General features: G+C 53.8%; 20 protein-coding genes and 1 pseudogene. 10 read left to right on the forward strand and 11 right to left on the reverse strand.

The annotated features are described in order from the left end of the window. Positions 1-9: 9 nt before the first annotated feature. The gene (gene fixA / locus ACMHXI_RS00215; RefSeq protein ID WP_025010091.1) at positions 10-783 is read right to left on the reverse strand and encodes a putative electron transfer flavoprotein FixA; all 774 of its coding nucleotides are present in this window, start codon (positions 781-783) and stop codon (positions 10-12) included. 533 nt (positions 784-1,316) lie between these two features. Between fixA and ACMHXI_RS00220 the strand changes: the two genes are divergently transcribed. The 8 genes from ACMHXI_RS00220 (at position 1,317) to ACMHXI_RS00255 (ending at position 10,897) form a co-directional block, all read left to right on the forward strand. Next, entirely contained in the window at positions 1,317-2,423 is a 1,107-nt protein-coding gene (locus tag ACMHXI_RS00220; RefSeq protein WP_219031418.1) for a hypothetical protein, read from the forward strand. A gap of 127 nt (positions 2,424-2,550) precedes the next feature. Next, positions 2,551-4,071, forward strand: a complete 1,521-nt coding sequence (gene caiT / locus ACMHXI_RS00225; protein ID WP_025010093.1) for an L-carnitine/gamma-butyrobetaine antiporter — start codon at positions 2,551-2,553, stop codon at positions 4,069-4,071. A 62-nt stretch (positions 4,072-4,133) separates the two neighbouring features. Next, entirely contained in the window at positions 4,134-5,276 is a 1,143-nt protein-coding gene (gene caiA / locus ACMHXI_RS00230; RefSeq protein WP_144131469.1) for a crotonobetainyl-CoA dehydrogenase, read from the forward strand. Between the two features lie 119 nt (positions 5,277-5,395). Beyond that, entirely contained in the window at positions 5,396-6,622 is a 1,227-nt protein-coding gene (gene caiB, locus ACMHXI_RS00235; protein WP_101095243.1) for an L-carnitine CoA-transferase, read from the forward strand. Between the two features lie 73 nt (positions 6,623-6,695). Next, positions 6,696-8,252 (forward strand): crotonobetaine/carnitine-CoA ligase, encoded by a 1,557-nt coding sequence (gene caiC / locus ACMHXI_RS00240; protein WP_144191437.1) that lies wholly within the window; start codon positions 6,696-6,698, stop codon positions 8,250-8,252. 238 nt (positions 8,253-8,490) lie between these two features. Further along, positions 8,491-9,276, forward strand: coding sequence for a crotonobetainyl-CoA hydratase (gene caiD / locus ACMHXI_RS00245; protein WP_025010097.1), 786 nt, complete (start codon positions 8,491-8,493; stop codon positions 9,274-9,276). 30 nt (positions 9,277-9,306) lie between these two features. After that, the gene (gene caiE / locus ACMHXI_RS00250) at positions 9,307-9,930 is read left to right on the forward strand and encodes a carnitine operon protein CaiE (RefSeq protein WP_345867015.1); all 624 of its coding nucleotides are present in this window, start codon (positions 9,307-9,309) and stop codon (positions 9,928-9,930) included. Positions 9,931-9,955: 25 nt separating this feature from the next. Next, the gene (locus ACMHXI_RS00255; protein ID WP_345877822.1) at positions 9,956-10,897 is read left to right on the forward strand and encodes an alpha/beta hydrolase; all 942 of its coding nucleotides are present in this window, start codon (positions 9,956-9,958) and stop codon (positions 10,895-10,897) included. A 158-nt stretch (positions 10,898-11,055) separates the two neighbouring features. Here the strand turns inward: ACMHXI_RS00255 and ACMHXI_RS00260 are convergent, their stop codons facing one another. The 5 genes from ACMHXI_RS00260 to ACMHXI_RS00280 all read right to left on the reverse strand — a co-directional run bounded on the left by ACMHXI_RS00260 (position 11,056) and on the right by ACMHXI_RS00280 (position 15,706). Beyond that, positions 11,056-11,517: a TlpA family protein disulfide reductase gene (locus ACMHXI_RS00260; RefSeq protein WP_107352473.1), complete on the reverse strand. Its 462-nt coding sequence runs from the start codon at positions 11,515-11,517 to the stop codon at positions 11,056-11,058. A gap of 2 nt (positions 11,518-11,519) precedes the next feature. Beyond that, the gene (locus ACMHXI_RS00265; protein WP_345867013.1) at positions 11,520-13,688 is read right to left on the reverse strand and encodes a TonB-dependent receptor plug domain-containing protein; all 2,169 of its coding nucleotides are present in this window, start codon (positions 13,686-13,688) and stop codon (positions 11,520-11,522) included. 220 nt (positions 13,689-13,908) lie between these two features. Next, positions 13,909-14,601 (reverse strand): pyrimidine 5'-nucleotidase, encoded by a 693-nt coding sequence (gene yjjG, locus ACMHXI_RS00270; RefSeq protein WP_345867012.1) that lies wholly within the window; start codon positions 14,599-14,601, stop codon positions 13,909-13,911. Positions 14,602-14,686: 85 nt separating this feature from the next. Next, the gene (locus tag ACMHXI_RS00275) at positions 14,687-15,172 is read right to left on the reverse strand and encodes a DMT family transporter (protein WP_345867011.1); all 486 of its coding nucleotides are present in this window, start codon (positions 15,170-15,172) and stop codon (positions 14,687-14,689) included. Between the two features lie 18 nt (positions 15,173-15,190). Beyond that, a complete protein-coding gene (locus ACMHXI_RS00280; RefSeq protein WP_345867010.1) occupies positions 15,191-15,706 on the reverse strand; it encodes a DMT family transporter in 516 nt (171 codons plus the stop codon). 173 nt (positions 15,707-15,879) lie between these two features. Between ACMHXI_RS00280 and ACMHXI_RS00285 the strand changes: the two genes are divergently transcribed. Further along, the gene (locus ACMHXI_RS00285; protein WP_413733667.1) at positions 15,880-16,773 is read left to right on the forward strand and encodes a LysR family transcriptional regulator; all 894 of its coding nucleotides are present in this window, start codon (positions 15,880-15,882) and stop codon (positions 16,771-16,773) included. A 154-nt stretch (positions 16,774-16,927) separates the two neighbouring features. Here the strand turns inward: ACMHXI_RS00285 and ACMHXI_RS00290 are convergent, their stop codons facing one another. From ACMHXI_RS00290 to ACMHXI_RS00310, 5 genes are read right to left on the reverse strand one after another with little or no spacing between them, the layout of a single operon-like run. Next, positions 16,928-18,091: a VWA domain-containing protein gene (locus ACMHXI_RS00290; protein ID WP_413733669.1), complete on the reverse strand. Its 1,164-nt coding sequence runs from the start codon at positions 18,089-18,091 to the stop codon at positions 16,928-16,930. Next, entirely contained in the window at positions 18,079-20,388 is a 2,310-nt protein-coding gene (locus tag ACMHXI_RS00295) for a DUF5682 family protein (protein ID WP_413733671.1), read from the reverse strand. The genes ACMHXI_RS00290 and ACMHXI_RS00295 overlap by 13 nt, the downstream gene beginning before the upstream one ends. 27 nt (positions 20,389-20,415) lie before the next feature. After that, a complete protein-coding gene (locus tag ACMHXI_RS00300; protein WP_044735391.1) occupies positions 20,416-21,495 on the reverse strand; it encodes an ATP-binding protein in 1,080 nt (359 codons plus the stop codon). A gap of 4 nt (positions 21,496-21,499) precedes the next feature. Continuing rightward, positions 21,500-22,969, reverse strand: a complete 1,470-nt coding sequence (locus ACMHXI_RS00305; protein ID WP_208185216.1) for a DUF5691 domain-containing protein — start codon at positions 22,967-22,969, stop codon at positions 21,500-21,502. Next, positions 22,963-24,342: an SWIM zinc finger family protein gene (locus ACMHXI_RS00310; protein WP_071238959.1), complete on the reverse strand. Its 1,380-nt coding sequence runs from the start codon at positions 24,340-24,342 to the stop codon at positions 22,963-22,965. Before ACMHXI_RS00310 ends, ACMHXI_RS00305 begins: the two co-directional genes overlap by 7 nt. A 322-nt stretch (positions 24,343-24,664) precedes the next feature. On the opposite strand from ACMHXI_RS00310, the pseudogene ACMHXI_RS00315 reads away from it, so the two are divergent. Beyond that, positions 24,665-25,141 (forward strand): annotated as a pseudogene (locus ACMHXI_RS00315) (hypothetical protein); the annotation flags it as partial.

Consider the following 25,141-nt stretch of genomic DNA (forward strand, 5'->3'; position numbering starts at 1 on the left):
TCATCCCCCTCAATTCAACACATTGCCAATATGGCCGACAAACTCGGCAACCTGGCCTTCATCATCACCCTCGATAATGATCTGCTTGCGGGCCTTCTGTTCAGGCGCAGTAATAGACACCAGCTCCACCAGCTGCGGGATCTCTTCCAGCGCCAGTTCGGCATAAGCCAGCTTGTTGACCGGCTTTTTGCCCGCCGCCAGAATGGCTTTCATTGAAGGGATTTGAGGTTCGTTGATATCGGCAGAAACGGCCAACACGGCAGGGAGCGACAACTCCAGCTCTTCAACTTCGTCGTCCAGCTCGCGCTCAACCCTGACCATACCGTTGGCGACTTCCAGAATTTTGCTGACACCATTGATGCAAGGTACTTGCAGCAATTCACCAAGCAGCAAACCTACCTGCTGGGCGTAGAGGTCACCCGAACCGTCACCGCAGAGGATCAGCTCAAACCCTTCCTGCTTGGCAGCAGCAGCCAAGACTCGGGCAGTTTGATGGGGCAGCGCCTGCTCCAGCTTGGGATCGCAAACCAGGGTCAGCGCGTCCGGGCCTCTTGAGAGGATATCTTTGCAGGCTTTGGGGGCGGCCAGTGCATCTGCGCCTATACTCAACGCCGTAATGCTGCAATCGCTCTGGGTTGCCTTGATTTGTACCGCAGCTTCAACGGCACACAGATCGAATTGGCCTATCTTTTTGTTTACATTACTTGTATCTACAGGAAGGTTGGGAATGACTTTGATATCCTGCTCTTCCGGGACAAGCTTATAACATGCAATGATCTTCATCTTATCTCCAGTCTAAGTATCACTATAAACATTCGTCTCTACTGGTTTACATTCCTCAACATTGGTGATCGGAAACCCATAATTAATAAAATTTCAGGCTTGCATCACACAAAGTCGCACCCTCCTGGGTAACGAAAGGGAATAAAAGTCCACACCCATTTAGATATCAACATGGATAATAGATTAGTTCACCTTAACCAAATTTAGAGTTGCTTAATTGATTATCAGATTAATTAAATAAACCTCTCACAATCCATCAGCGTCATTTTATTAATACAAGCTATTTTCGATTAAGACCAAACAAATTCGTTTGTTGAGCCACTTTTTGTGAGCAATATCCAATTTTTCAACCAAATTAAACAAAACCTGATTATATAACGACCTTCAATGGTTCATTTTTACCGTTTTTATTGATTTACATCACACATTTTCGAGCAAGGTAACAATCCATTGACCAAAAGTGTGATGCGGGAATGTTTTTTTATTCATGACCGAAACCATAATCGGTTCAAATTAAAAACGGAGGGTGGTTAATGAATAAGTTTAAGCTAAAAAATCTAAGCTTGATGTTATTAGGATTAACGCTTAGCGCGCCAAGTTTGGCGGTGGACATCAGTGGTTCAATAAGAGCGAACTACAGCATTAAAGATTTTAATGACGCTTCAAAAGCTACGGGTGGTGATTTCGATTTCAACACCTTGGGAATAAAACTCTCCCAGGATTTTGAAAACTATGGTTTTGTCGCCGAATATCGCTTTGCCGATGGTTACGACTATCTTAAAAACGGTTATGCCTATTGGAATGCCAATGAAGATCTGACCCTGCAGCTCGGTGTGGTCAGCAAGGCATTCGGTAACAAGAACTTTGCTTCCCATAACTGGTGGTACAGTCTCAACTACTACCTTGGCTTCGAAGATGACTATGGTGTTGGATTCAATATCAACCATAAATTCAATAACTTCGAAACAGACTTTTCCTTCATCCAGAGCTCTCTCTACAAGGGCAGCGACTATCGTAACTTCGCTGGTACCATAGGTTCGGGCACCATAGACGGCACAACCTATAACAACAAGGAATACAACACAGTCAGCTTGCGCGAAAGCTACAGATGGGAAAATGACAACTGGCAAGTGCTCTTGGGAGCCTCCGTTGAATACGGCCAACTTTATAATCCGGTGGCCGATGAATCAGGAGACAATCTCAACTATGCCGTACACCTGGATGCAAAATATCGTGGTTGGGGTGTACAACTTCAATATTTGAAGTATGACTTTGATCAATATGATGATGGCCAAATAGATACTTCAAAAATTGGTGTTGGCGCAGTTAATGGCTTCTATGAAGTGGCAGCCAAAGGCGACATCATGACATTCAACCTGTCAAAAGTGGTCGATACCCAATGGGGTGGCCAATTCACCTTCTACAACGACTTCAGTATTTTGACAGCAGATGAATCCAACTTTGACGACTCAGTACTGAATAGCACTGGGGTTTCTCTTTCATACAAACAATTCTTTGTGTACGTCGATTATTATCATGCCAAAAACGTTGTGTGGCTGGGTGACAATAGTCTGGGCCTGAAAGACATCGATAAGGAGTGGAATGGTCGATTCAACATTCACTTGCAGTATTGGTTTTAATAACTGAGCTATTTAGCCAGTAGCTCAAACCCAAATCATTTTTTATTAATCTGGGGTTTTTAATTAAACCTCACGGGCTCACCTTTCCTGAAAATCAGTTAAAGACTTTTGGGTATGGAGAATTTTGATGAGTGAAAATAAAAAGATCAAAAAGGCCGGTATTGAAGCGAAGATATTTTTCCCTTCACTATTGGTAGTGATCCTTCTCTCCTACTTTACTGTGAGAGACCTTGATGCCGCCAATGAAGTAATCAGTGCAGTCTTCCATTACTTAACCCACAGCTGGGGTTGGGCATTTGAATGGTACATGATAGTCATGTTGGCCGGCTGGCTCTGGTTACTGTTTGGTCCTTATGCCAACAACCGCCTCGGTAATGAAGAACCTGAATTCAGTACCGGAAGCTGGATCTTCCTGATGTTTGCCTCCTGTACCTCAGCCGCAGTGCTGTTCTGGGGCTCGTTGGAGATCTACTACTATGTCAGCTATCCCCCATTTGAACTGGAACCTTTGTCGGTACAGGCCAAAGAACTTGGACTGGCTTACAGTCTGTTCCACTGGGGACCGCTGCCATGGGCCGGTTACGCCTTCTTTTCCGTGGCTCTGGGTTACTTCCTGTTCGTGAAGAAGATGGACGTGGTACGCCCAAGCGGCACCCTCTATCCCATCATGGGCAAGAAGTGTGAAGGCATCATAGGCACCATAATAGACAACATCTATGTCGTCGCGCTGATCCTGGCCATGGGTACCAGTCTGGGTCTGGCGACACCTCTGGTTACCGAATGTATTCAGTATCTGTTCGGTATTCCGCGCACCATAGAAGTGGATGCCACCATTATTTCAGCCTGGATCATCTTCAACGCCATTTGTGTGGCCTTTGGTCTGCAAAAAGGGATCAAGATTGCCAGTGACCTGCGTAGCTACCTGAGCATCATCATCCTCGCCTGGGTACTCATCATTGGTGCCACCACGTTCACAGTGAACTACTTCACCGATTCCATCGGGGTATTGCTGATGAACATGGGCCGCATGCTGTTCTACACAGCCTCTGTCAGTGACAGCAGCTTCCCTCAGGACTGGACAGTGTTCTACTGGGCCTGGTGGGTAGTTTACGGCATCCAGATGTGTATCTTCCTGGCCAAGATCTCCCGCGGTAGAACCGTGCGTCAACTGTGTCTGGCCATGGTAGGTGGTCTGACAGCTTCTACCTGGTTGCTGTGGACCATACTCGGCAGTAACACACTTAATTTGATGAACGAAAATATCGTCAATATGCCTGCCCTGATTGAACAGTATGGTGCCGCCAGGGCCATTATTGAAACCTGGGCCGCTTTACCTATGAGCACCATTACCATGTGGATGTTCTTTATTCTGTGTTTCCTGGCAACAGTGACATTAATTAACGCCTGTTCTTACACCTTGGCCATGTCTACCTGTAAAGGGGTTGATGCGGATAATGAACCACCGGTTTGGGTTCGTGTAGGTTGGTCTGTATTGGTCGGTGTTATCGGTATTGTTTTGTTGGCTTTGGGCGGATTAAAACCACTGCAAACAGCCATTATTGCCGGCGGTGCGCCTCTCGTTTTCGTGAACATAATGATCATTATCTCATTCTTGAAAGATTCACGAAAAAATAACTGGAAGAGTTGATCGGATTATAGATTCACCTCACACCTTACTTTGAACAAATGTATTTATATAGGGGACTTTTCATGGATTATCGTTTAACTGATGAGCAGGAATTATTTGTTAAAGGTGTTCGTGACTTAATGGAGAGAGAAAACTGGGAACAATATTTCTCCGAGTGTGACGAAAATAGTCAATATCCAGAAAAATTTGTAAAAGAACTGGCAGAAATGGGCATAGATAGTCTGTTATTGCCGGAAGAGTTTGGTGGCTTCGAAGCCGGACTGATGACCCTGGCGGTTATCTGGGAAGAGCTGGGCCGCCTCGGTGCCCCCACCTATGTCCTGTTCCAACTGGCCGGCTTTACCACAGTGCTGAAACACGGCACCCAAGAGCAGATCGACAAGATCATGGCTTTCCTGGGTACTGGTAAACAGATGTGGAACTCTGCCATCACCGAGCCCTCAGCCGGTTCCGATGTTGGCAGCCTGCAAACCACCTATACCCGCCGCGACGGCAAGATTTATCTCAATGGTACCAAGTGCTTTATCACCAGTGCCGCCGGTTGCCCCTTCCTGGTGGTGATGGCCAAAGACTCAGCTTCCGAGAAACCTGTGTTCTCCGAGTTCTTTGTCGACATGACCAAACCTGGCATCAAGGTCAGCAAGCTTCCCAAACTCGGCCTGAAGATGGACAGCTGCTGCGAAGTGCAATTCATCGATGTTGAGCTGGAAGAGAAAGACTTCTTCGGCACCGAAGGCAACGGTTTCCTGCGGGTGAAAGAAGAATTCGATGACGAACGTTTCCTGGTGGCCTGCACCAACTATGGCACGGCTTACTGCGCCTTCGAAGATGCCGCCAAGTACGCCAACCAAAGGGTACAGTTCGGCGAGGCCATCGGCCGTACCCAGCTGATCCAGGAGAAGTTTGCCCATATGGCCATCGAGCTGAACAACATGCGCAACATGATCTATCACACCGCCTGGAAAGCCGACAACGGCATCATGACTTCAGGTGACGCAGCCATGTGTAAATACTACTGCGCCAATGCCGCCTTCCGGGTAGTTGACCATGCCATGCAGGTCTTCGGGGGTTACGCCATTGCCGGTGAGCACCGCATCAGCCGCTTCTGGCGCGATCTGCGGGTAGACCGAGTTTCCGGCGGTTCAGACGAGATGCAGATCCTGACTCTGGGTCGTGCTGTGCTGAAAGAGTATCGCAACAGGTAGTTGCCCATGAGTACCGGCCGGGTTCGCCTAATCTCCCTGCTCCCGGTGAAACCGGCCGGTCGGTATGGCGCAGCACAATCTGCGCCATCAATGCCAAGAATCGATAGAAGGAACAGATCATGTCACATCATTTAGCTATGCCAACATTTGGCCCTCTCTCGGGTGTCAGAGTCGTGTTCTCCGGCATAGAGATTGCCGGCCCATTTGCCGGGCAGCTGTTTGCCGAATGGGGCGCCGAAGTTATCTGGATTGAAAACGTGGCTTACACAGACACTATCCGGGTGCAACCCAACTATCCTGAGCTGTCACGCCGTAACCTGCATGCCTTGTCGCTGAATATCTTCAAGGATGAAGGGCGCGAAGCCTTCCTCAAGCTGATGGAAACCACTGACATCTTTATCGAAGCCAGCAAGGGCCCGGCCTTCGCCCGTCGTGGCATCACGGATGAAGTCTTGTGGGAACGCAACAAAAAGTTAGTTATCGCTCACTTATCAGGCTTTGGTCAGTACGGCACAGAGGAATACACTCACCTGGCCGCGTATAACACCATAGCCCAGGCCTTCAGTGGCTATCTGATGCAAAACGGTGATGTCGACCAACCCATGGCGGCCTTCCCTTATACAGCTGATTATTTTTCAGGTATGACAGTAACCACATCTGCGTTGGCAGCCCTTTACAAGGCGCAGCAAACGGGTGTTGGCGAAAGTATCGACGTGGCCATGTATGAAGTTATGTTACGCATGGGCCAGTACTTCATGATGGACTACTTCAACGGCGGCAAGATGGCACCACGCCAGTACAAGGGCCGTGACCCTTACTACGCCGGTTGTGGTCTGTACAAGTGTGAAGACGGCTACATAGTGATGGAAATGGTCGGTGTCACCCAGATTGAAGAGCTGTTCAAAGACATAGGCCTTGGCCACCTGCTGCACACGGAAACGGTACCGGAAGGCACCCAGCTTATCCACCGCATCGAATGCCCACATGGACAGGAAATTGAAGATGCACTGGAGCGTTACATAGGCCAACGCACCATAGAACAGGTGCGCGAGCGCTTCGCCGAGCTGAAAATTGCCTGTGCCAAGGTACTCAGCGCCGAAGATCTCGAGTCCAATCCTCAGTACATCGCCCGAGAGTCTATCACCCAGTGGCAAACCATGGACGGCCGTACCTGCAAGGGTCCCAATGTGATGCCCAAATTCAAAAACAACCCAGGCCAGATCTGGCGCGGCATGCCAAGCCACGGCATGGATACCGATGCCATTCTCAAAGATATCGGTTATGACGAAGCTGCTATCCAGGAGTTGGTGAATAAAGGGCTGGCCAAAATCAAGGGAGAAAAATAACTCCTGAAGTCGTGCGAAGGCCGGTATTTACAGGCCTTCGCTGCATAACCCGTTTTATTGAGCAAGGTGTCAAATGGATATAATAGCTGGACAAGATTTACGTCAGACCTGGGATGATCTGGCCCTCAACTATGGAGAGAAAACGGCACTTATCGTCGAAAACCTTCAAGGGCTGGCCCAGGAATACAGTTATGCCGGGCTCAATAAAGAGATCAACCGCACCGCCAACCTGTTTCATTCGCTGGGCGTCGCCAAGGGCGACAAGGTGGCGCTGCATATCAACAACTGTGCCGAATTCATCTTCTGTTGGTTCGGTCTGGCCAAGATAGGCGCCATCATGGTGCCGATAAACACCCATCTGCTGCAGGAAGAAACCGCCTATATTCTGGACAAGTGCGCTATCTCTCTGGTGGTTACCAGCAGTGAGTATCAATCACTCTATAGCTGTTTGCAGCAAGATCCCGGCTCTCCACTACAGCAGATCCTGCTGATTGCCGACGAGTCGGCCACTGCACCGGCCAGTATTCTCAATTTCCACCGCCTAAGGCTGGCACAACCCGATGAACTGCAACACAGAGTGCCATTGAGCAGCGGCGATGTCGCCGAAATCCTGTTTACCTCGGGTACCACTTCCCGTCCCAAGGGGGTGGTAATTACCCACTACAACCTCAGATTCGCCGGTTACTACACCGCCTGGCAATGTGCCCTCAGGGACGATGATATCTACCTGACTCCCATGCCCGCCTATCATATCGACTGCCAGTGCACCGCAGCCATGGCGGCCTTTTCGGCGGGAGCCACCTTTGTGATGCTGGAAAAATTCAGCGCCCGCGCCTTCTGGGGTCAGATTTGTAAGTATCGTGCCACTGTCACTGAGTGTATCCCGCTGATGATCCGCACCCTGATGATGCAGCCTACAATGCCTTGGGAGAAACAGCATTGCCTGCGTGAAGTGTTGTTCTACCTCAATCTGTCAGATCAGGAAAAAGACGCCTTCGTCGAGCGCTTTAACGTGCGTCTGTTTACCTCATACGGCATGACAGAGACCATAGTCGGCGTCATAGGCGACCGCCCAGGTGACAAGCGGCGCTGGCCCTCCATCGGCCGGGTCGGCATGGGCTATCAAGTGGAAATCCGCGATCAACAGGGGCGCCCCCTACCTACCGGCGAGACCGGGGAGATCTGTATCAAGGGCGAACCGGGTAAGACACTGTTTCGTGAATACTACAAATTGCCGGAAGAGACCGCCAAGACACTCTCGGCCGACGGTTGGCTGCACACGGGTGACTCAGGCTACGTCGATGAGGAAGGTTTCTTCTATTTTATCGATCGCAGCTGCAACATGATCAAACGCTGCGGCGAAAATATCTCCTGTGTCGAACTGGAAAACATTATTTCAGAGCACCCCAAAATTGCCGATGTCGCCATTATTGGGGTGAAAGACTCTATTCGAGATCAAGCCATCAAGGCCTTTATTGTCTTGCATGAAAACCAGACAATTACCGAGGAAGAGTTCTTCGAATATTGTGAAGAACATATGGCTAAATTCAAGGTACCTTCTTTCCTTGAGATCAGAAAAAGCTTACCGAGAACTTGTTCAGGGAAAATAAAAAAGAAGAGTCTTTGCTGATAAATAGTTAATCGAACCATCAAGTTTTAAATTTAAGCCTTCGAAATATCGAAGGCTTAAAAAGTAAACCGTAAAAACCAAGAGAGTAATTGGTAATGTCATTATTACCAAAATTGTCGTAGCTGGGTAATATCTGCTTAAGCCATAAATAGTTATGGCCTTAGGCTGGCGATAAGCGTTAACTGTATTTCGCACATACTCAGTGATATTTTAATTTTTATCCAGATGGAGTATTAGCATGAACGAATCGTTACACATACGCCGCAATGGCCATATTCTGGAAATCACCCTGGATCGCCCCAAGGCCAACGCCATAGATGCCAAGACCAGTTTTGCCATGGGTGAAGCCTTTATCGCTTTCCGTGACGATCCGGAACTGCGGGTAGCAATTATCACAGGGGCCGGTGAGCGCTTCTTCTCTGCCGGCTGGGACCTGAAAGCCGCCGCCGAGGGTGAAGCCCCGGATGCCGACTTTGGTCCAGGCGGTTTTGCCGGTCTAACCGAGCTGTTCGATCTGGACAAGCCAGTTATCGCCGCCGTCAATGGTTATGCCTTCGGTGGTGGTTTCGAGCTGGCCCTGGCCGCCGACATGATAGTCTGCAGCGACAACGCCAGCTTCGCCCTGCCGGAAGCCAAACTGGGCATAGTACCGGACAGCGGCGGCATGCTGCGCCTGCCCAAGCTGATCCCGCCTGCGATCGTCAACGAAATGATGATGACAGGCCGCCGCATGGATGCCCAGGAAGCGCTGCGCTGGGGCATAGTCAACCGGGTAGTGGACAACAGCCAACTGATGGAAACCGCCCGAGAGTTGGCACAGGAGATCACCCAGAGTGCCCCTCTGGCCATCGCCGCCCTGAAAGAGGTGTATCGCACCACCAGCGAAATGCCGGTGGAAGAAGCCTATCGCTTTATCCGCAGCGGCCAACTGAAACACTATCCATCCGTATTGCACTCAGAAGACGCGCTGGAAGGGCCACAAGCCTTTGCCGAAAAACGCGATCCTGTCTGGAAAGGCAAATGATTTAAGGAAAGCACGCCAACCGGGACAAGGATGTCCCACCCTCAAGCCAAACAGGAAAATGCCATGAGCTGTTATGCATTTGAAGGTCTGATCCCTGTTGTCGACCCCAGCGCCTTTGTTCACCCCAGTGCCGTACTGATAGGCGATGTGATAGTCGGCGCCAATGTCTACGTTGGCCCTCACGCTTCCCTTCGCGGTGATTATGGTCGGCTGATCCTCAAGGCCGGCAGCAATCTGCAGGATGGCTGCATCATGCACGGCTATTGCGATCAAGACACCATAGTCGCCGAAGATGGCCATATCGGCCATGGCGCCGTGCTGCACGGCTGCATCATAGGCCGCAATGCCCTGATAGGCATGAACAGCGTGATCATGGATGGCGCCGAGATAGGGCCAGACAGCATAGTCGGCGCCATGAGCTTTATCAAAGCCGGCTTTCAGGGGCAACCGCGGCAGTTACTGGCAGGCTCTCCCGCCCGATATATCCGCGATGTCACAGAGCAAGATCTGCACTGGAAACGCCTCAATACCCTGGAATATCAGGCGCTGGTGCCGCGCTGCCACAACGCCCTTCGGGAAGTGAGACCGCTGACACAAGCCGAAGCCAACCGTCCCAGGCTCAAAGGAGTCACAGAGGTGACCTACAAGGCCTGATCCACTTGCTGAATGGAGTACCCGTATGCCACTCAATCCCCAGGTTGAAACCTTCCTGCAGCAAACCTATGCCGCAGGCTTTACGCCCTATGAAGATCTGGCGCCCGACGCCGGTCGCCATCAGGAACACAGCGATATTCCCCCGACCAGGCCACCGGAAGAGATGGCCGCCGTTGAACACAGATTTATTCCCGGCCCTACCGCCGACCTGCCGGTTAGGATTTACCGCCCCAAACACAGCGAGCAACCCCAACCGGCGCTGATCTACTTTCACGGCAGCGGCTGGATGGTGTCGAACATAGAGATCAACGACCCCTTCAGCCGGGCACTGGCCAAGAATTGCGGCGTGGTGGTGATTGCCGTCAATTATCAAAAGGCGCCGGAGCACAAGTTCCCCATCCCCATGGATGACTGTTACGCGGCGACCCTGTGGGTATTCAAACACGCCGAGAGACTGGGACTGGATCCCAAGCGAATCGGTCTCTTCGGCGACAGCGCCGGTGCCAATCTCGCCGCGGCGGTGGCATTGAGGTGCCGCGATGAAGACTCGGCGGATCTCGCCTGCCAGGTGCTGGTTTACCCGCCGGTGCAGTACGGCTGGCACACGGCCTCGGCCGAGAAATACGCCACAGGTTTTTTGCTGCACAAGGACAGCATGAAGTACTACTGGAACCACTATCTGCGCAGCCCGGCCGATGCCATTCACCCCTATTGCTCCCCTTTGCTGGCAACCGACCACAGCAAGCTGCCCACTACCTTGCTCTACTGCGCCGAATGCGATCCCCTATGCGACGACAGCCGCCTGTACGCCGACAAGTTGGCAACTTCCGGCGTAGCCGTGCACTATCAGCGCTACCCGGGCACGATTCACGGCTTTATCAAGATGTTGGGAGTGTTCGATCAGGCCGATGAGTTCCAGCGCGATGTCGGCGCCCAAGTAAGAGAGTTGCTGGCGGTCAAGGATTAACAACCCAAGCGCCTGATTTTGGCCCCCCTGAAATTGGGCACCCAAACAGCCGCCAGAAATCACCACCTCCATGGGAGAGGTTTATGATTGACAAAAAAATGCCCGGCTCGATGCCGGGCATTTTTATCTCGATGGGGTCAGGTTTGAATTTGGCTCACTCAAGCCGCCGGACAGAGCTGCGCCTGCAGTTCGGCTTCCCCGGTCAAACCACGATAGCCCTTAATCAGCCTGCCCTTGCTGTCCAGCAATAACAGGATAGGTGTTGCCGGAATGCCGCCCATGTCCCTTACCAACTCCATTGGCGCTCTATAGGCCTCAAACGGAAAGTTGAGGCGGAACAGCGCCCGTTTCAGGGCCAGTTGATTGCCGTTGACGCCGAGCGCCACCGGCTGCAGATGACCAGGGCACAGCTGATGTAACTTTTTCAGCACCGCCGCCTGCTTGACACACCAGGGGCATTCGGGCTCGAAAAACATCAGCACAGCACTCTGGCCCTCGAGATGTGCCAGCGTCTGTTGCTCCTGCCCGCGAAGGGGCTGGAACAGATAGTCGCGGGTCAGCTGTGAGGCCTGCAACGGCATGGCACACAGCAGCAATAATCCCAGAGCCAGGCGCTTCATAATCAGAACACCAGTTTCATGCCGGCATAGATCTCTCTGCCACGCAGCGGGCCATAGATGTAACCCACATCGAAGGCGCCTTCGGCGTCATAGAACAAGGGGCTTTCCTCGTCACCGGCCTGGGTATAGTCAAACAGGTTGCTGACCCCGGTATAGAAGGACAGGTTGTCGTTGAACTGATAGCTGGCACGCAAGTCCAGGGTAAAGTAGGACGGCGCATCGGTACGCTTCTTCGAGTCGGGATCCACCTTACCGTTGGCATCCAGGCGGTTATAACCTTCATAACCGTACTGCGACAGATCGCGGCCGCCAATCCACACCAGGTTGGCGAAAAATTCCCAGTCGTTGATGTCCCAATCCACGCTCAGGGTCACCCGTTCCTCGACCGGTGCCACGGCATAGGAAGACTTGAATACCGAGTCATAGTCGAAGTGCTCACCTGTGAGGTTTACCGTCAGGTCATCGGTCAGGCGATAGCCCAGGGCGATATCTGTGGTCACCACGCTGGCCTTCTCATCCAGCTGGGTCAGCAGCGGGATCCCATGGTCGTTGGTGGTCAGCGCCGCCAGATGCTCGACTTCGGTCCAGGCCACAGAGGCGGTGGAGGTGAGTCTGTCACCCTCGTAGCTCAGGGCATAGTTCACCGAGTTGGAACGTTCCAGCTCGTCGATGTCGATATCAAACCCCAATGAGCCATCCAGAATGCCGTGATCAGTCTCGAAGAATGACAACGGCGCCCGATAGCCACGGCCGGCAGACAGACGCGAGGTCCACAGCTCATTGTGACGCAGGCGGATATCCACTCTGGGCGAGAGTATCGACTCGTCCAACTCTGTGCCCGGCTTGCTGGGGTCGGTAAAGTCGGCAGTGATGCTGTCGTAACGCAGCGCCATGGCGACTTCGAGGGCATCTGTCACCTGCCAGGTATCCTGCAGGTACAAGCCCTTGACGTCATAGTCAAAAGAGTCGGAGACATAGTCAGGGTTGGCGCTGCCGGCGCGGGAGTGGGAGCGCATCTCTTCGGTACGCAGATCGGCGCCGAAGGTCAACAAATGGCTGTCGTTGAGCAGGTAGTTGAATCTGGCGTCGAAGAACCACATCTTGTCATCGGCGGTATAATCGAACCCCTCGTAGAAGGAATCCTGCTTGTGCTCGGCATAGCTTACCGCCAGGTGCATGTTCCAGTCGTCACTGAACTCCTTCAGCCAGGCAAGCGATGCCTCGTTGCGCTCTGTCTTGATCCATTCGGTAGTTTCCCAGGCCTTGCCCTTGTAGCGCTTGCGGATATCACCGTCTTCAAACAGCTGCTGCGGCTCACTGGGCTTATCATCAAAGCCTGAGAGTACACTGCCTATGCTGGAAGCTGTGCCATCGGCAAAGTTGCTGCCCAGCATGGGGCCACCGAAGATCTCCGACTGGATATTGGCAATTCGCAGCACCAGGTTGTCAAAGTCGCCGATATCCTGGGAAATTCTGGCGGTTACGCTGCGGTTTTCCTGCAATGGCGCCTCGTTGACCTTGTTGTCATCGGCGTCGAACTGATCTCTGTCGTCATACTGAGCCACCAGCGTCGCCCGGGTGCGACCATCTTCACTGACGCCCTTGCCAAGGAAGCCCACTTTGCGATAGCCATTTTCACCGGCGGCGATATCCAACTCGGCACCATTTTCGGTCGGCTCATAGCTGATGATGTTGATGGTGCCGCCAATCGCCTCAGGGGCAATAAGTGAAGCCCCGGCGCCGCGGGCCACTTCGATGCGTTCAATCCCTGTGGTAGGAATGGCATCGACGGCGTAATAACCGGAAATCATGGTATGCACCGGCAAACCATCCACCAGAATCGTGGTTTGCTCCCCTTTCATGCCGTTGAGCATGATGCGTTTCACACCACACATGGAGCATTCGTTGGAGACTTTTACCCCGGGAGAGTTATCTATAGCTTCCGACAGGTTAACAGCATTCTTGTTTTCTATGATGCTGGCGTCTATCACCTCTGTCTTCATTATGGTGTTGGCCAGGGTGCCGGCTTGCTCCAGCCGCTGCCTAACCCCTACCACACTCAAGCGCTCCATGTTTTCTGCAGCCGGCTCCTGCGCTTCTTCTGCTTCTGCCGCCATCAACTGCGGGCTCAACAGGGCCGCCAATACAACTGCCAGATAAGTCGGTTTCACTCAGATATCTCCCCAAATCAACAAAGTTGCGTAATATTATACGAATGAGAACAATTATCAATTGACTTGGGTCATGTTTTTAACAGCCGCTCTAAAGGTGTATCAGCATCCCCTAAAGGTATTAACTGGTGGACGGCGGTTTTTCTCGGCAGTGCAGAAATGCCCAAGGCCCGCATAATGGCGGGCCTTGGGTTTAAAAATGCTTTAAGTAAGATGCGGATCAGCTACAGAGTTGCCTTTGCAGTTCACTCAGTGAACGCACCTCGATATGGGGCTTAATCCCTTCGGGTGCCGCCTCTCCCTTAACGTTGAGCCAACAGGTATCCAGACCGGCTTGAAGGCCGCCGAGAATATCCGAATGGGGGTTGTCACCCACCATCAATACCCGCTTACGCTCGGGTTGCTGCATCTTGGCCAGCGCATGCTCGAAGATACCCGGATCCGGCTTGGCCAAGCCGACCTCTTCTGAAATAACCAACAGATCAAAGTGTTCGGCAAAGCCGGTCTTTTGCAACCGCACCTGCTGCAGCTCGGTAAAACCATTGGTGATAATCCCCAAGCGGGCACGGCCCTTGAGGTTATCAAGCAGCTCGGCAGCACCGGGAAGCGGCTCACAGATATCGGCCATTGCCGTCATAAAGGCGCTGTTGAGTTCAAAAGGTGTGCGCCCGAGACGTTTGGCCCAATGGCTGAAACGGGTCAGCTGCAACTCGCTGGCGCTGATCTTGCCGTCCTGGTAGGCCACCCACAGCGGCGCATTGGTTTGCTGATACTCGGCATAATCGGCATCGCTGAAATCCACCCCCTGACGGGAAAACATCAGCTTGAGCCCCCGCGGCGCATCGAACTGAAACAGGGTTTCATCGGCATCAAACAATACCCACTGGTAAGCCTGACTATTAGAGTACGGCATTCTTCTCTCCTGTTTCCCCATTCTTCTTTAAACCAAAAGCCATAGCCCGAAAACATAGCGTTATACAGGACACAAGTTGCGAATTTTACGCCTTGACGTCGGCGGCGTCCAACCCGCTGCCGACTCGACGGGTTTGCGCCTTGGCCGCCAGGCGCTGCAGTATCACACCAGCCAGGATCAGCGCCGCCCCAAGCCAGGCCTGCCAGCTCAACTCACGGGAAAGGCTGTCGAGCCAGACACCGGTCAGCATCTGTCCGGAAATCACCAACAGGGCACAGGCCATGGCGCCAAGCCTGGCCAGAGCCCAGCTGCTGGTCGCAACAAACAAGGCGCCTATCACGCCGCCGAGCCAAGTGTAAGCCGGCGTAGCCTGCAGTTGCCATACTGCGCCGCCCTGAAACAGGGTATAAACCGCCAATACCAAGGTCAGCAGTAAAAAACCCAATAGGTGGTTCAGCAACGATGCCTGCAGCGAGCCTTTATTTGCCGCCAGTGCACCGTTAAAACTGCGGCTCAGGCTGACCATGACGCCGTTGGCCAGCGCCAACAACAAAAACAGTGACAACATCATCTTCTCCCCAGGTAAAAATTAAGCGTGAGCGGAAAATATCAGCAACAGCGCCCCGGCCAGTACCAGCAGTAATGCCGGCCACTCGAGTGGATGCAGTTGCCGCTTTGGCAACAACCACCAGCCCCGAGTATCACTGATGGCGCCGAACAGTAACTGCCCCAGCAGCAGGAGTGCCAGGGTTCCGCCCAGCCCCAGGGGAGAGTTGACGCAGATGGCCGCCAGAATCACAGTCATGGCGCCGGGCAGACCGCCAAGCCAGGCCCAAAGTGGCAAGGTGCGCTTTGGCTGCTTATTCTGCTCAGGCACCCCTGGCGAAGGGGCTGTCTTTCGCCTTCCCATAAATAGCCATAACAACAGGGCGGTCAACGCCCCGGTACCATGGGCTATCCAGGAAGCCAGCAGGGGTGAGCCGGCCGAGGCCAGCTGGCTGTTAAGCTGGATCATCAGCGCCAGTAAGCCACCGGCAATGAATGCCACCAGGGCGGCTCCCCAGGATAGCGGCATATTGGATTCTCGGTTGCGGCTGCCTTGCATCTCTCTTCTCCGGCGTGTGCGAATCAATCTTGGCCAGCCAATGGCGGGCATTATTGGGGCTCGGCAGGGCGTCTGTCGCCGCCCTTCAAGCAGACGCCACTCTACATTGTTTTGCTATTTAGGATAATTACCGATAATGTCGCAATACAGTTTCCAAAAACTCAACTATCAAGATGGATCACTTCAATGCCCTGCCGGTGTTTGTCGCTGTGGTGGAGTCCGGCAGCTTCTCGGCCGCTGCCAAGCAGCTCGGCAGCAGTAAGTCGGCGATCAGCAAGCGGATAAGCCAGCTCGAAACGCGCCTCGGGGTGCAACTCCTGTACCGCACCACACGTTCGCTCAGCCTGACGGAAGCAGGCGAGTGCTACTATGACTCTGTGCGCCATGCGGTGCGCTTCGCCAGGGAGGCGGAAGATGCCATAGGCGAGCTGCAGCACAGCCCCAAGGGGTTGCTGAGGATGTCTGTGCCCATGGTGTACGGCCGCCGTTATGTCGCGCCGCTGATGGCTGAATTTCTGCAGCGTTTTCCTGATATTCGCCTGCAACTTGAGTTGAGCGACAGCCATACCGATCTGATTGCCGAAGGTTTTGATCTGGCGCTGCGCATTGGTGAACTGGCAGATTCCAGCCTGGTCGCCAAGCGCATCGCACCATGCGAGAGTTTCCTGGTGGCCGCCCCCGAGTACCTAAAGCGCTACGGCACGCCGCAAACGCCGGAGCAGCTCGGCCAACACAACTGTTTGTTCTATTCGCTGTTTCGCGGTGGCAGCGAATGGCGCTTTCAAGGCCCCCAGCAGCAATCGGGCGGCGAAGTCAGAATTGAGCCCAAAGGCAACTTCGAGGTCAATAACAGCGATGCGATTCACAGCGCGATTCTCCAAGGCCTGGGGATAGCCAACATGCCGGACTTTATTGTAAGAGGCGATATCGCCAAGGGCCGCCTGGTCGTCCTGATGCCCGAGTATCGGCTGCCCCAACACGCTATTTACTGCGTCTACCCCAGACGCAAGCACCTGCCGGCCAAGGTCAGCGCCATGATAGATTTTTTAACCGCGAAGCTACCGTGATGGCAGCATGAAAGACAGTGGCCTTATCCGAGGCGCAGGTGACGGATTCACGAGCAGCGCCCAGCGTGCCCTTGGCTGTGATGTGAGATAAGGGAAAGCTTCGGCCTGAACCTTTGGATTAAAAAAGCAGGCATCAGCCTGCTTCTTCATGGTATTACTCAGTCGCTCTAACCGTGGCTATGCCGGCGTCTGCCGCCCATTGCAGCACATCCTCCCTTTTTAACGCCGTTGCCATCAACTCGGGAAATTTGTCCGGCGTACAGGCAAACACCGGGCTGCCGATTGCGGCAAAATCCGCGGCCATTTGGTTGTCATAAGCCGGACGCCCATCGTCGCTCAACGCCAACAGGGTGATCACATTCACTTCACGGCGCAGCAGTTCAGCGACCCGAGCCTTAAGCTCCTTTTCATTGCCCCCTTCATAGAGATCCGTGATCAGGACAAGGTGAGTCTTGGAGGGGCGCTCAATTTTGTCGGCGCAGTAAGCTACCGCTTGGTTAATATCTGTGCCACCACCCAGTTGCACGCCAAACAACACTTGCACCGGATCGGCCAATTCATCAGTAAGGTCCACTACCGCAGTATCAAAACACACCAACCGGGTTTTCACCGCTGGAATGGAGGCCATCACAGCCGCAAAAATGGAACTGTACACCACAGATGTCGCCATGGATCCGGACTGGTCAACGCAAAGGATCACCTCGTCCAGATCCACCTGTCGCCGCTGCTTGCGGGTATAGCCCACCAGTTTTTCCGGCATCACAGTGCCAAGTTCAGGTTGATAGTGGCGTAAATTGGCACTGATGGTTCTGTGCCAGTCGATGTCGGCATGACGGGGACGAAAACTGCGTTTGCTTTTATCCACGGCACCACGAATGGCCTCGGCAGTTTTTTGTTCCAGCCTGGCCAGGAGTTCATCTACCACCTTACGAATGACCTGCCGCGCCGTTTCCATGGTTTGCGCCGGCATCATGCCCCCGAGGCTGACGAGATCCGCAACCAAGTGCACATCGGCCTCCATAGCTTGCAGGAACTCGGGCTCCATCAGCATCTGTTTCAGGCCCAAGCGCTCGAAGGCATCCCGCTGCACCAACTGCACCACAGATGCCGGGAAAAATTCGCGAATATCTCCAAGCCAACGCGCCACCCTGGGTGCTGAGCCGCCCAAACCCCCGCGACGTGTCTCTGAATGTTTGCCGTCACCATAGAGTGCCGACAACGCCTCATTCAAACGTTTGTCGCTGCCATTGAGGGGCGCCTGTTCCAATTCTGCGCCAAGGGCCAGTTGCCAGCGACGCTGTCTCATCAATTCATCCATTGATTGTCTCCTGCAAGCAACTTGCCCAGCCCTTCCAGATGGACAGACCAGAGCGGTACCAAGGCATCATTCACGGAATACTCAGTACCTTTTGCCACAGCTTTGGCATTGAGACTATCCAGCAGTCGGCGACGCTCCATGGCATCCAACTCGGCAAATACCCGCCGCAGCAACGGCAGACTCTCGACAAACGCCTCTTCCTCAAGCGATAGCAGCCAATTGTCCACCGACTGTCGCAACCTGGGGTCGTAAAGCAAGCGTTCGGCAGCCCCGCTGAAGAAGCCCTCGAAGAACCCCTTGGCTTCGGCAATCGGATTGGCCGGTGACAACATTTTCGCCATCAATTGCGCCAGGTAATCTTCATCCAGGCGTTTGGCCTGATACAGCAGGCGACAGCACAGCCCGCGGACTCCCGCATCACATAGGCCAGTATTGACCACTTCGATTAGCGCCTGCCACCAGCCCTCCATGACAGAATCTGCCACTTGTGCCAACTCCAGCTGGGCATGTGCTCTGCCTACGGCCAGCCGATAATGATTACTTTCGTCCTCATTTAACTGGCGAACAGCAATGGGCAAGGATAAAGATGCCTGCACCGCCAAGCGTTCAATCAACTCATTGACATGCGCCAGCGATAGGTTTCTCGAGGTACCGTAGCGGCTGATATCCACCAGAGGAGGCAAACAATCCAGCAGATCCAAGCCCTCGGCTGTATGTGCTGCACGCTCGGCCAACAGTTCGAAGCCCAGCTCTACCGCTCGGGGCAATTCAGCCTCCAAGGCCTCCAACACCAGGTTTGCCAGCTCACCCAGTTGTCTTTGCTCCCGCATGCGCTGGATAGTACGTTCGGCTGCCGCCTGTACCAGTGAACTGCCATAGATTTGATTTTCAACCAGTTGCACCGCAAACTCAGGTTGCCAGGCTATCACCCAACGCTCACGGAAAGTTCCTCGGCTGGCGCCGGCACTGCCCTGCTCGCCCCAAGGCACATCGAGCAGCCTCAGGCGATGCAAAAACCAGGATTTCAGCTGGCCCGACTCACTGCGCAAGTCGAGAGAAAGCTCCCGCGGCAAAGCCTCGCTCTTGAGACGGGTTTTCTTTTGCCAACGCTGCAAGTCATCCAAGAGGGGGGCCAAAGGCACATCTGCGGGTATTTCACCGACCCGGGATCCGAGCAGGAGTTGCTGCGAAATCTGTTGCCACCACCTGGCTTCTCCGCCGCACATAGTGGCTATAGATGCATCCCGCGCCTCTTCGAATCCAGGACTGGGACGAGCGCGAATGGCCGCCAGACTATGACACAGGCGCAGGGTCTCAATTACAGCGGCGGTTGAAACCATTAGCCCGGCCGCTCTCAACATGTCGGCAACCTGGGTTAGCCAACGAGTCAAAGATACCTCGTCATAACCGTGTTGCCACAGGTGGCTATACCACATGGGCGCGGCCACCCCGGCCCCATAGCCAGACTCACTGGCGAGCCTTGGGCTGGTCCAGGGGATCCAGGTTGAACTCACCCGCTTGGGCGCCAGTTTTGCCGGGAGGCTTTTCAATTGTGCCTTATCTTCTTTCTGGCTAACCTTGGTCTTCAGCCCCGGCAGATGCCAGGCACCGCAAACCACAGCGATTGGTCCCGCGTTTTGTTTGGCCGCCTCGGCAATTTGCAGCCGCATAAAGGCTTCTCGCTGGGCTTCTCTCAAGCTGTCGTTGGGCATGGCACTCCTGAGCTCGGCCATGGCCTGGGCCAACGCATCAAATAGCTCAGGATCGTCATCACTGCCCTGTTCTATTATATGATTCCACCAACTTTCACCGTCCTCATAACCGGCAAGCAAGGCCAGTGCTGAGACAGGATCCTGACGGAGCCGCCCCTCGTAAGGCGCGGGGGAATCTTCAGGAAGAGAGGCTAAATCTGTATCGTCAGCCTCTGTCGCTGTATCGTCGTCACCTTCCGGCTCAGGCTCAATATCCTGCAGCCTGGATGCCAACTGCACGGATACAGGCAAATCAATAAAACGTACCTCGGTATTGGTGTTCAATGCCCAGAGGCACGCCTGATACTCGGGCGAGTATTCGGCAAAGGGATAATAGAGGCTGTGGCCTGTTTCATCGGTGACAAAGGACAAGAGAGCCACCGGCGGTTTCATCTCGTCACTGGCCAAAAATGGCACCAGTTCACTGCAATCAGCCGGTCCTTCTATCAGAACCAACGCCGGGTTCAACCGCTCCAGCGCCGCCACCAGCCGCCGGGCCGAGCCCGGACCATGGTGGCGAATGCCAAAATAATGGATATTCTTCATGGGCAAGTGTTCTCTGGCGGTCACGGCTCACAGCAGTTCATTGATGCTGTGGTAATAGGAGCTGTAATCACTGCGTTTTTTCAGCACAGTCTCGAGATACTCCTCGAGTACCAACTTGTCCTGCACAGGGTCTTTCACTATGGCGCCCACCAGGTTGGCTCCCACGTCAGCAGCCCCCAGTTGACCATCGCCGAACCAGGCTGCCTGACTCAAGCCGCCAACCATCACGGCAATAGCCTCGGCAGTGGACAGATTCCCCGAAGGCACCTTGAGCGCCATCTTGCCATCCAAGGTAGCGCCGCTTCTCAGTTCGCGGAAGATAGTTACCACTTTCTCAATTTCACTGCTGGCACTGGCGGGCACCGGCAGTGACAGGCTTTGACCCATCTCGACCACCCGGCGACGAATGATCTCTACTTCTTGCTCCATATCATCGGGTAGCGGCAACACTACTACGTTGAAGCGCCGCTTGAGTGCCGAAGACAGCTCATTCACACCTTTATCGCGGTTATTGGCGGTAGCTATGATATTGAAACCTCGCTTGGCAAACACAGCATCGTTCAGCTCGGGCACCGGCAACATTTTTTCAGACAATACGGTTATCAGGGTATCCTGGACGTCCGACCCCATGCGGGTCAATTCCTCCAGACGGCACAAGGTACCAGACTCCATGGCCCGGAACAGTGGTGTCGGCACCAAGGCGTCCTTACTGGGGCCTTTGGCAAGCAGCTGTGCATAGTTCCAACCGTAACGAATTTGGTTTTCATCTGTGCCTGCGGTGCATTGGATCACCTGGGTACTGTTGCCCGAAATAGCCGCAGCCAGATGCTCGGACACCCAGGACTTGGCAGTACCCGGTACCCCAAGGAGCAACAGCGCCCTGTCAGTGGCCAAAGTCGCAACTGCTGTTTCGATAAGGCGACGATTGCCTATGTATTTGGGGCTGATAGACACCCCGGAATCCGTAGTGCCACCGAGTAGATACTTGACCACACTTTTAGGCGTCAGTTGCCAATTCTCGGGTTTTTGGCCATGATCTTCTTCTTTCAGAGCATCCAGCTCGGCTTGATAAATGACTTCCGCCGGTTGCCTTAATACGTCACTCATCTTTTCATCCTTCTCGTTGCAAACTTACGTTAAATTTCAAATAGTCGAGTATTGGGTGCATGGGCGATATCCCCAGCGTCTTTGTCTCGGCCAGCAGCCACTGAGCACACTCGAGGTTCAGGCACAAACCCAATTGCTGCATCACCCAAGCGAGTTGCCTTTCCATCTCGTCCGCATCCTTGGCTTGCACCAGGGTTTTAAGTTGTTTAAGCAGTTCAGCCGTGGCTTTGCAACGGCTGAACTCAGCGACACTCAGCCAGTGCCATTCACTGCTAAATAGTGCGTACGGAGCATTGGGGAGCAGATCGCCGGGAGCCTTGGACAGTAGCGTCTGAGCCAGGTTGACCTTGGCTTGCTCGTTTAACCTGGATACCAATAAACCCAGTTCAGCCATGGGATTTTCATTTTCCTCAACGGCCCAATCGAGCAGCCGATTGGCCACCAACAACACCTGTTCCTCGGGTAAGCTGGCAGCAACATTCAGCAGCAAAGCCTGATTGGGGCTATTGAGCCCCTTACCGGCGTTGTCGGCAAAGGACCACTGGCACAAAAGCTGCTCCAGACTCATGCCCAGCCCAGTTGCCAGCAAAGGCAAGGAAATGCTCTTCAGTGCGGCGCAGCGGTCACGATTCTGGACACTGTTTTTCAGCACAGGAGCAAGCAGCACAGTTTCGCGCCGTAGCAGCCCCCGAGGTTTCAGTGACAGCCAAGTTACCAGCTCTGTGAGTGTCTCATCTTCCGCTTGCTGGTTGCCCTGACCTAAGCGCATCTGCAATTGATTGGCCAGCTCCTTCACTTTCTGGGATCTGTCTTTTTCCAGAGATACCAATAAGGGCAAGTCTGCCGAGCTCAGTCCATCTGCCAATACCTGATAGAGATTCAGGCGTTTATCGGCGGCTTCCGAGGCGGCCATGCTTGCCAGCAAATCACGAGCGGCATCCGGCGACCGGCGCCGCAGCAGCTTAAGCGCAGCCAGCCTCTGTGCCGGGCTTTTATCGGGCCAGCTCTCTTCGGTAAGCGGTTCATCCCTGGCATCGGTAACCCAGCAAACCCAAGGTTCAAACTCAGGCGGCAGCTCTGCATCCTGTCGACCGGGCAGCCAGTCTTCGGGATGAGGGGAAAAACCACGACTCACCAGCAGCGCCAACAGCGCCTGATATTGACTGCCGGATGTGGTGGTCAGCGCCAGTAACTGCCTGAATGCCGGGCGACATTGGCCGGGTAATAGGGACAGACTCAGTTGCGGCAAGCCGGGCAGGGTTTTAAGCGCCCCGGGGGGATGGGGTTGTTGCAGCAGGGGATACTGGCTGCAATAAGCCAGCGCCATCAGGGTGCGCTCGTCATCGTCGGCATCGGCGGGCACGGTCCAATGCTCAGGAAGCAAAATCGGCGCGCCGCCATCACCTATCAACCAACGCTGCTTGAGTTCGTCAATCTGCGCCAGATCCTGTTGTAGGGTTTCAGCATTTAGCATGAGATCATCCCCCAGGCACTGGTACAAACAGACAGAAGTTCGGCTCCATCACCACGCCAGCAAACAAAGGCCCCTTGCAAGTCTCCCTGTGCCAAGGGTGGCAAGTCTCTGCCCTTCACCGGAATTAGCTGCTCCTCGACACTGAGCCAATAACCGCCGTCCTCTGCCTGCTGCAAACTGCATGGGCCCAACACCAAGGGCACTGAAGTTTCCCATGGCAAGGTGCGCCGCAGCGTAAACAAGGCTTGCTCTGGTGTCATAGCCGAGGCTGCGGGCCAGGATACGGCTTCTGGTGCCAGAATCTGGTACCGGGTCAATATGGCGCGCTGCGGCGCCCTGGAGGGATAAAAGACCAGTTCCCCTTCAATCAAGGTACCGGCCCTGAGGCTGGCCTCACGTTTGCCTGCCGTGGCTGGATAATAGTCGAGCAACATGGCGCCTGAGCTACACTGGCCATCCAGTGGCCAAAGCCAGGTCGCATGGCTAACCAAACCGTCCCGTCGGGTTTCGATACGCTCACCAAGGCATAACCAGCGGCCACTGACCCCGGTTGCGACATTGGCCAGCAGCTGTTCTCGATTTTCCGCCCCAACCAGCGCCCGCCGAACATCGGGATCCTGCGGATTGATTCGCCAGGCCCGGGAAAGCAAGACCCAGATCCCCAGTTCTTCTATCAACCGGGCCAGTTGCCGCTCAAACGGCAGTCCAGCCAACAAGGACGGTAATTCATCGACTCGGGATGCCAAGGCACTCGCTTTTGCATCCACCAACCTTGCGGCAATGCGTCGAACCCTGGGGCGTAAATCCTTAAGCAGTCCGGAAAGACCGGTTCGCTGTTGATCGCGGATCCACAGCTCAAGCTCAGCCAACCCTTCGCGTATGCTTTGCTCGCTGGCTTGCTGCGCCGCCAAAGCCCGCTTTTGCTTTTGCGCGGCATTCTTGGCGAGTTGCTCCGGGCTGAGCATTGGCTCTTCATCACCGGCGGTGGCGATATTCTTCGCCACCGAGGGCTTGTTATCCTCAGTTGCGGTGGCAGAACTGCGACGACGACGGGACAACCATTCCCCAACCCAATCGGGCGGGGTTGACTCATTGAAGCTGTCTTGGCTTTCACTGAAGATCCACATCAATGCAAGCACATGTTTACACGGGAATTTTCTAGATGGGCAGGTACACTTGTAGCCATGGTCGACCACATCTGCCATGGTGAGGTAGGGATTGGCACCCGATCCCTGGCACTGCCCCCAAATACTATTGAGTTCAGAGGCTACGCCCAACATGGGCCACTTGGATGTATTGAGCAGCTTTTTGGCAGCCCCCAGAGATGACTGATCCGGGGCCAGGTCCTGCACTACCTGTAATGGGAGTTCCATTTCCAGTCCTTGTTCTCTTGCCCGCCGCCAACGAATGAGGGGCAGACAAAGACGTCCTATCCTATTGGGCTAAAGACAAAAGCCCTTCAAATTCAAGTGCGAGATTCTGCCTGAATTAGACTGGAAAAGAAATTGCCTTTACCCGAATGGCAAGAGTTTTAGATAAGCATTTGATCTTAAGCACAGCGAAGGAAAGTGCCTTGCCTCCCGGCTGTAACAAGCTGAGATAGGCAGTAGACAAGTTCGATAACCGGGAAAAATCAATTTTCTAATTGATTTTAAAGGGATACTGTCCATACTGGCAGCATCTCTAGGAGGGCTTATGGCAAATCAACGTAGGTGGGAACGGGATGAACTACTGGTGGCTTTTTATCTTTATAGCCACACGCCCTTTGGCAGAATAAGCCAGCGTAACCCAGAAATAATCCAGATAGCCGAACTCATGCAAAGGTCGGCCTCATCGCTATCGATGAAGATGGCTAATATTGCCAGCTGTGACCCCAGCATCACCTCTACAGGTCGCAAGGGACTCCCTGGTGCTTCTAGAGCCGACAAAGCCATGTGGCAAGAGATGACCCAGGACTGGGAAACCTTCTATCTCAAAGCTTATGCTGCCCACCAGCAGTTAACACAATCCTCTGAGCCACAAAATGTAAAGTCCGCAGGAACAGACGATTTTCACGGCAGGGAAAGAGAGACGCTGACTAAGGAAGGTGCGAACAAGTCCCATGTGTGCTCTGCGTCGGCTTACAGGCCTGGATGCAAGGCGTGGTTCGCAGCAAATGGCCCTAGTCCTTTG

This window comes from Shewanella sp. BJSY2023SW005 (assembly GCF_047314585.1).
Taxonomy (GTDB): Bacteria; Pseudomonadota; Gammaproteobacteria; order Enterobacterales; family Shewanellaceae; genus Shewanella; species Shewanella algae.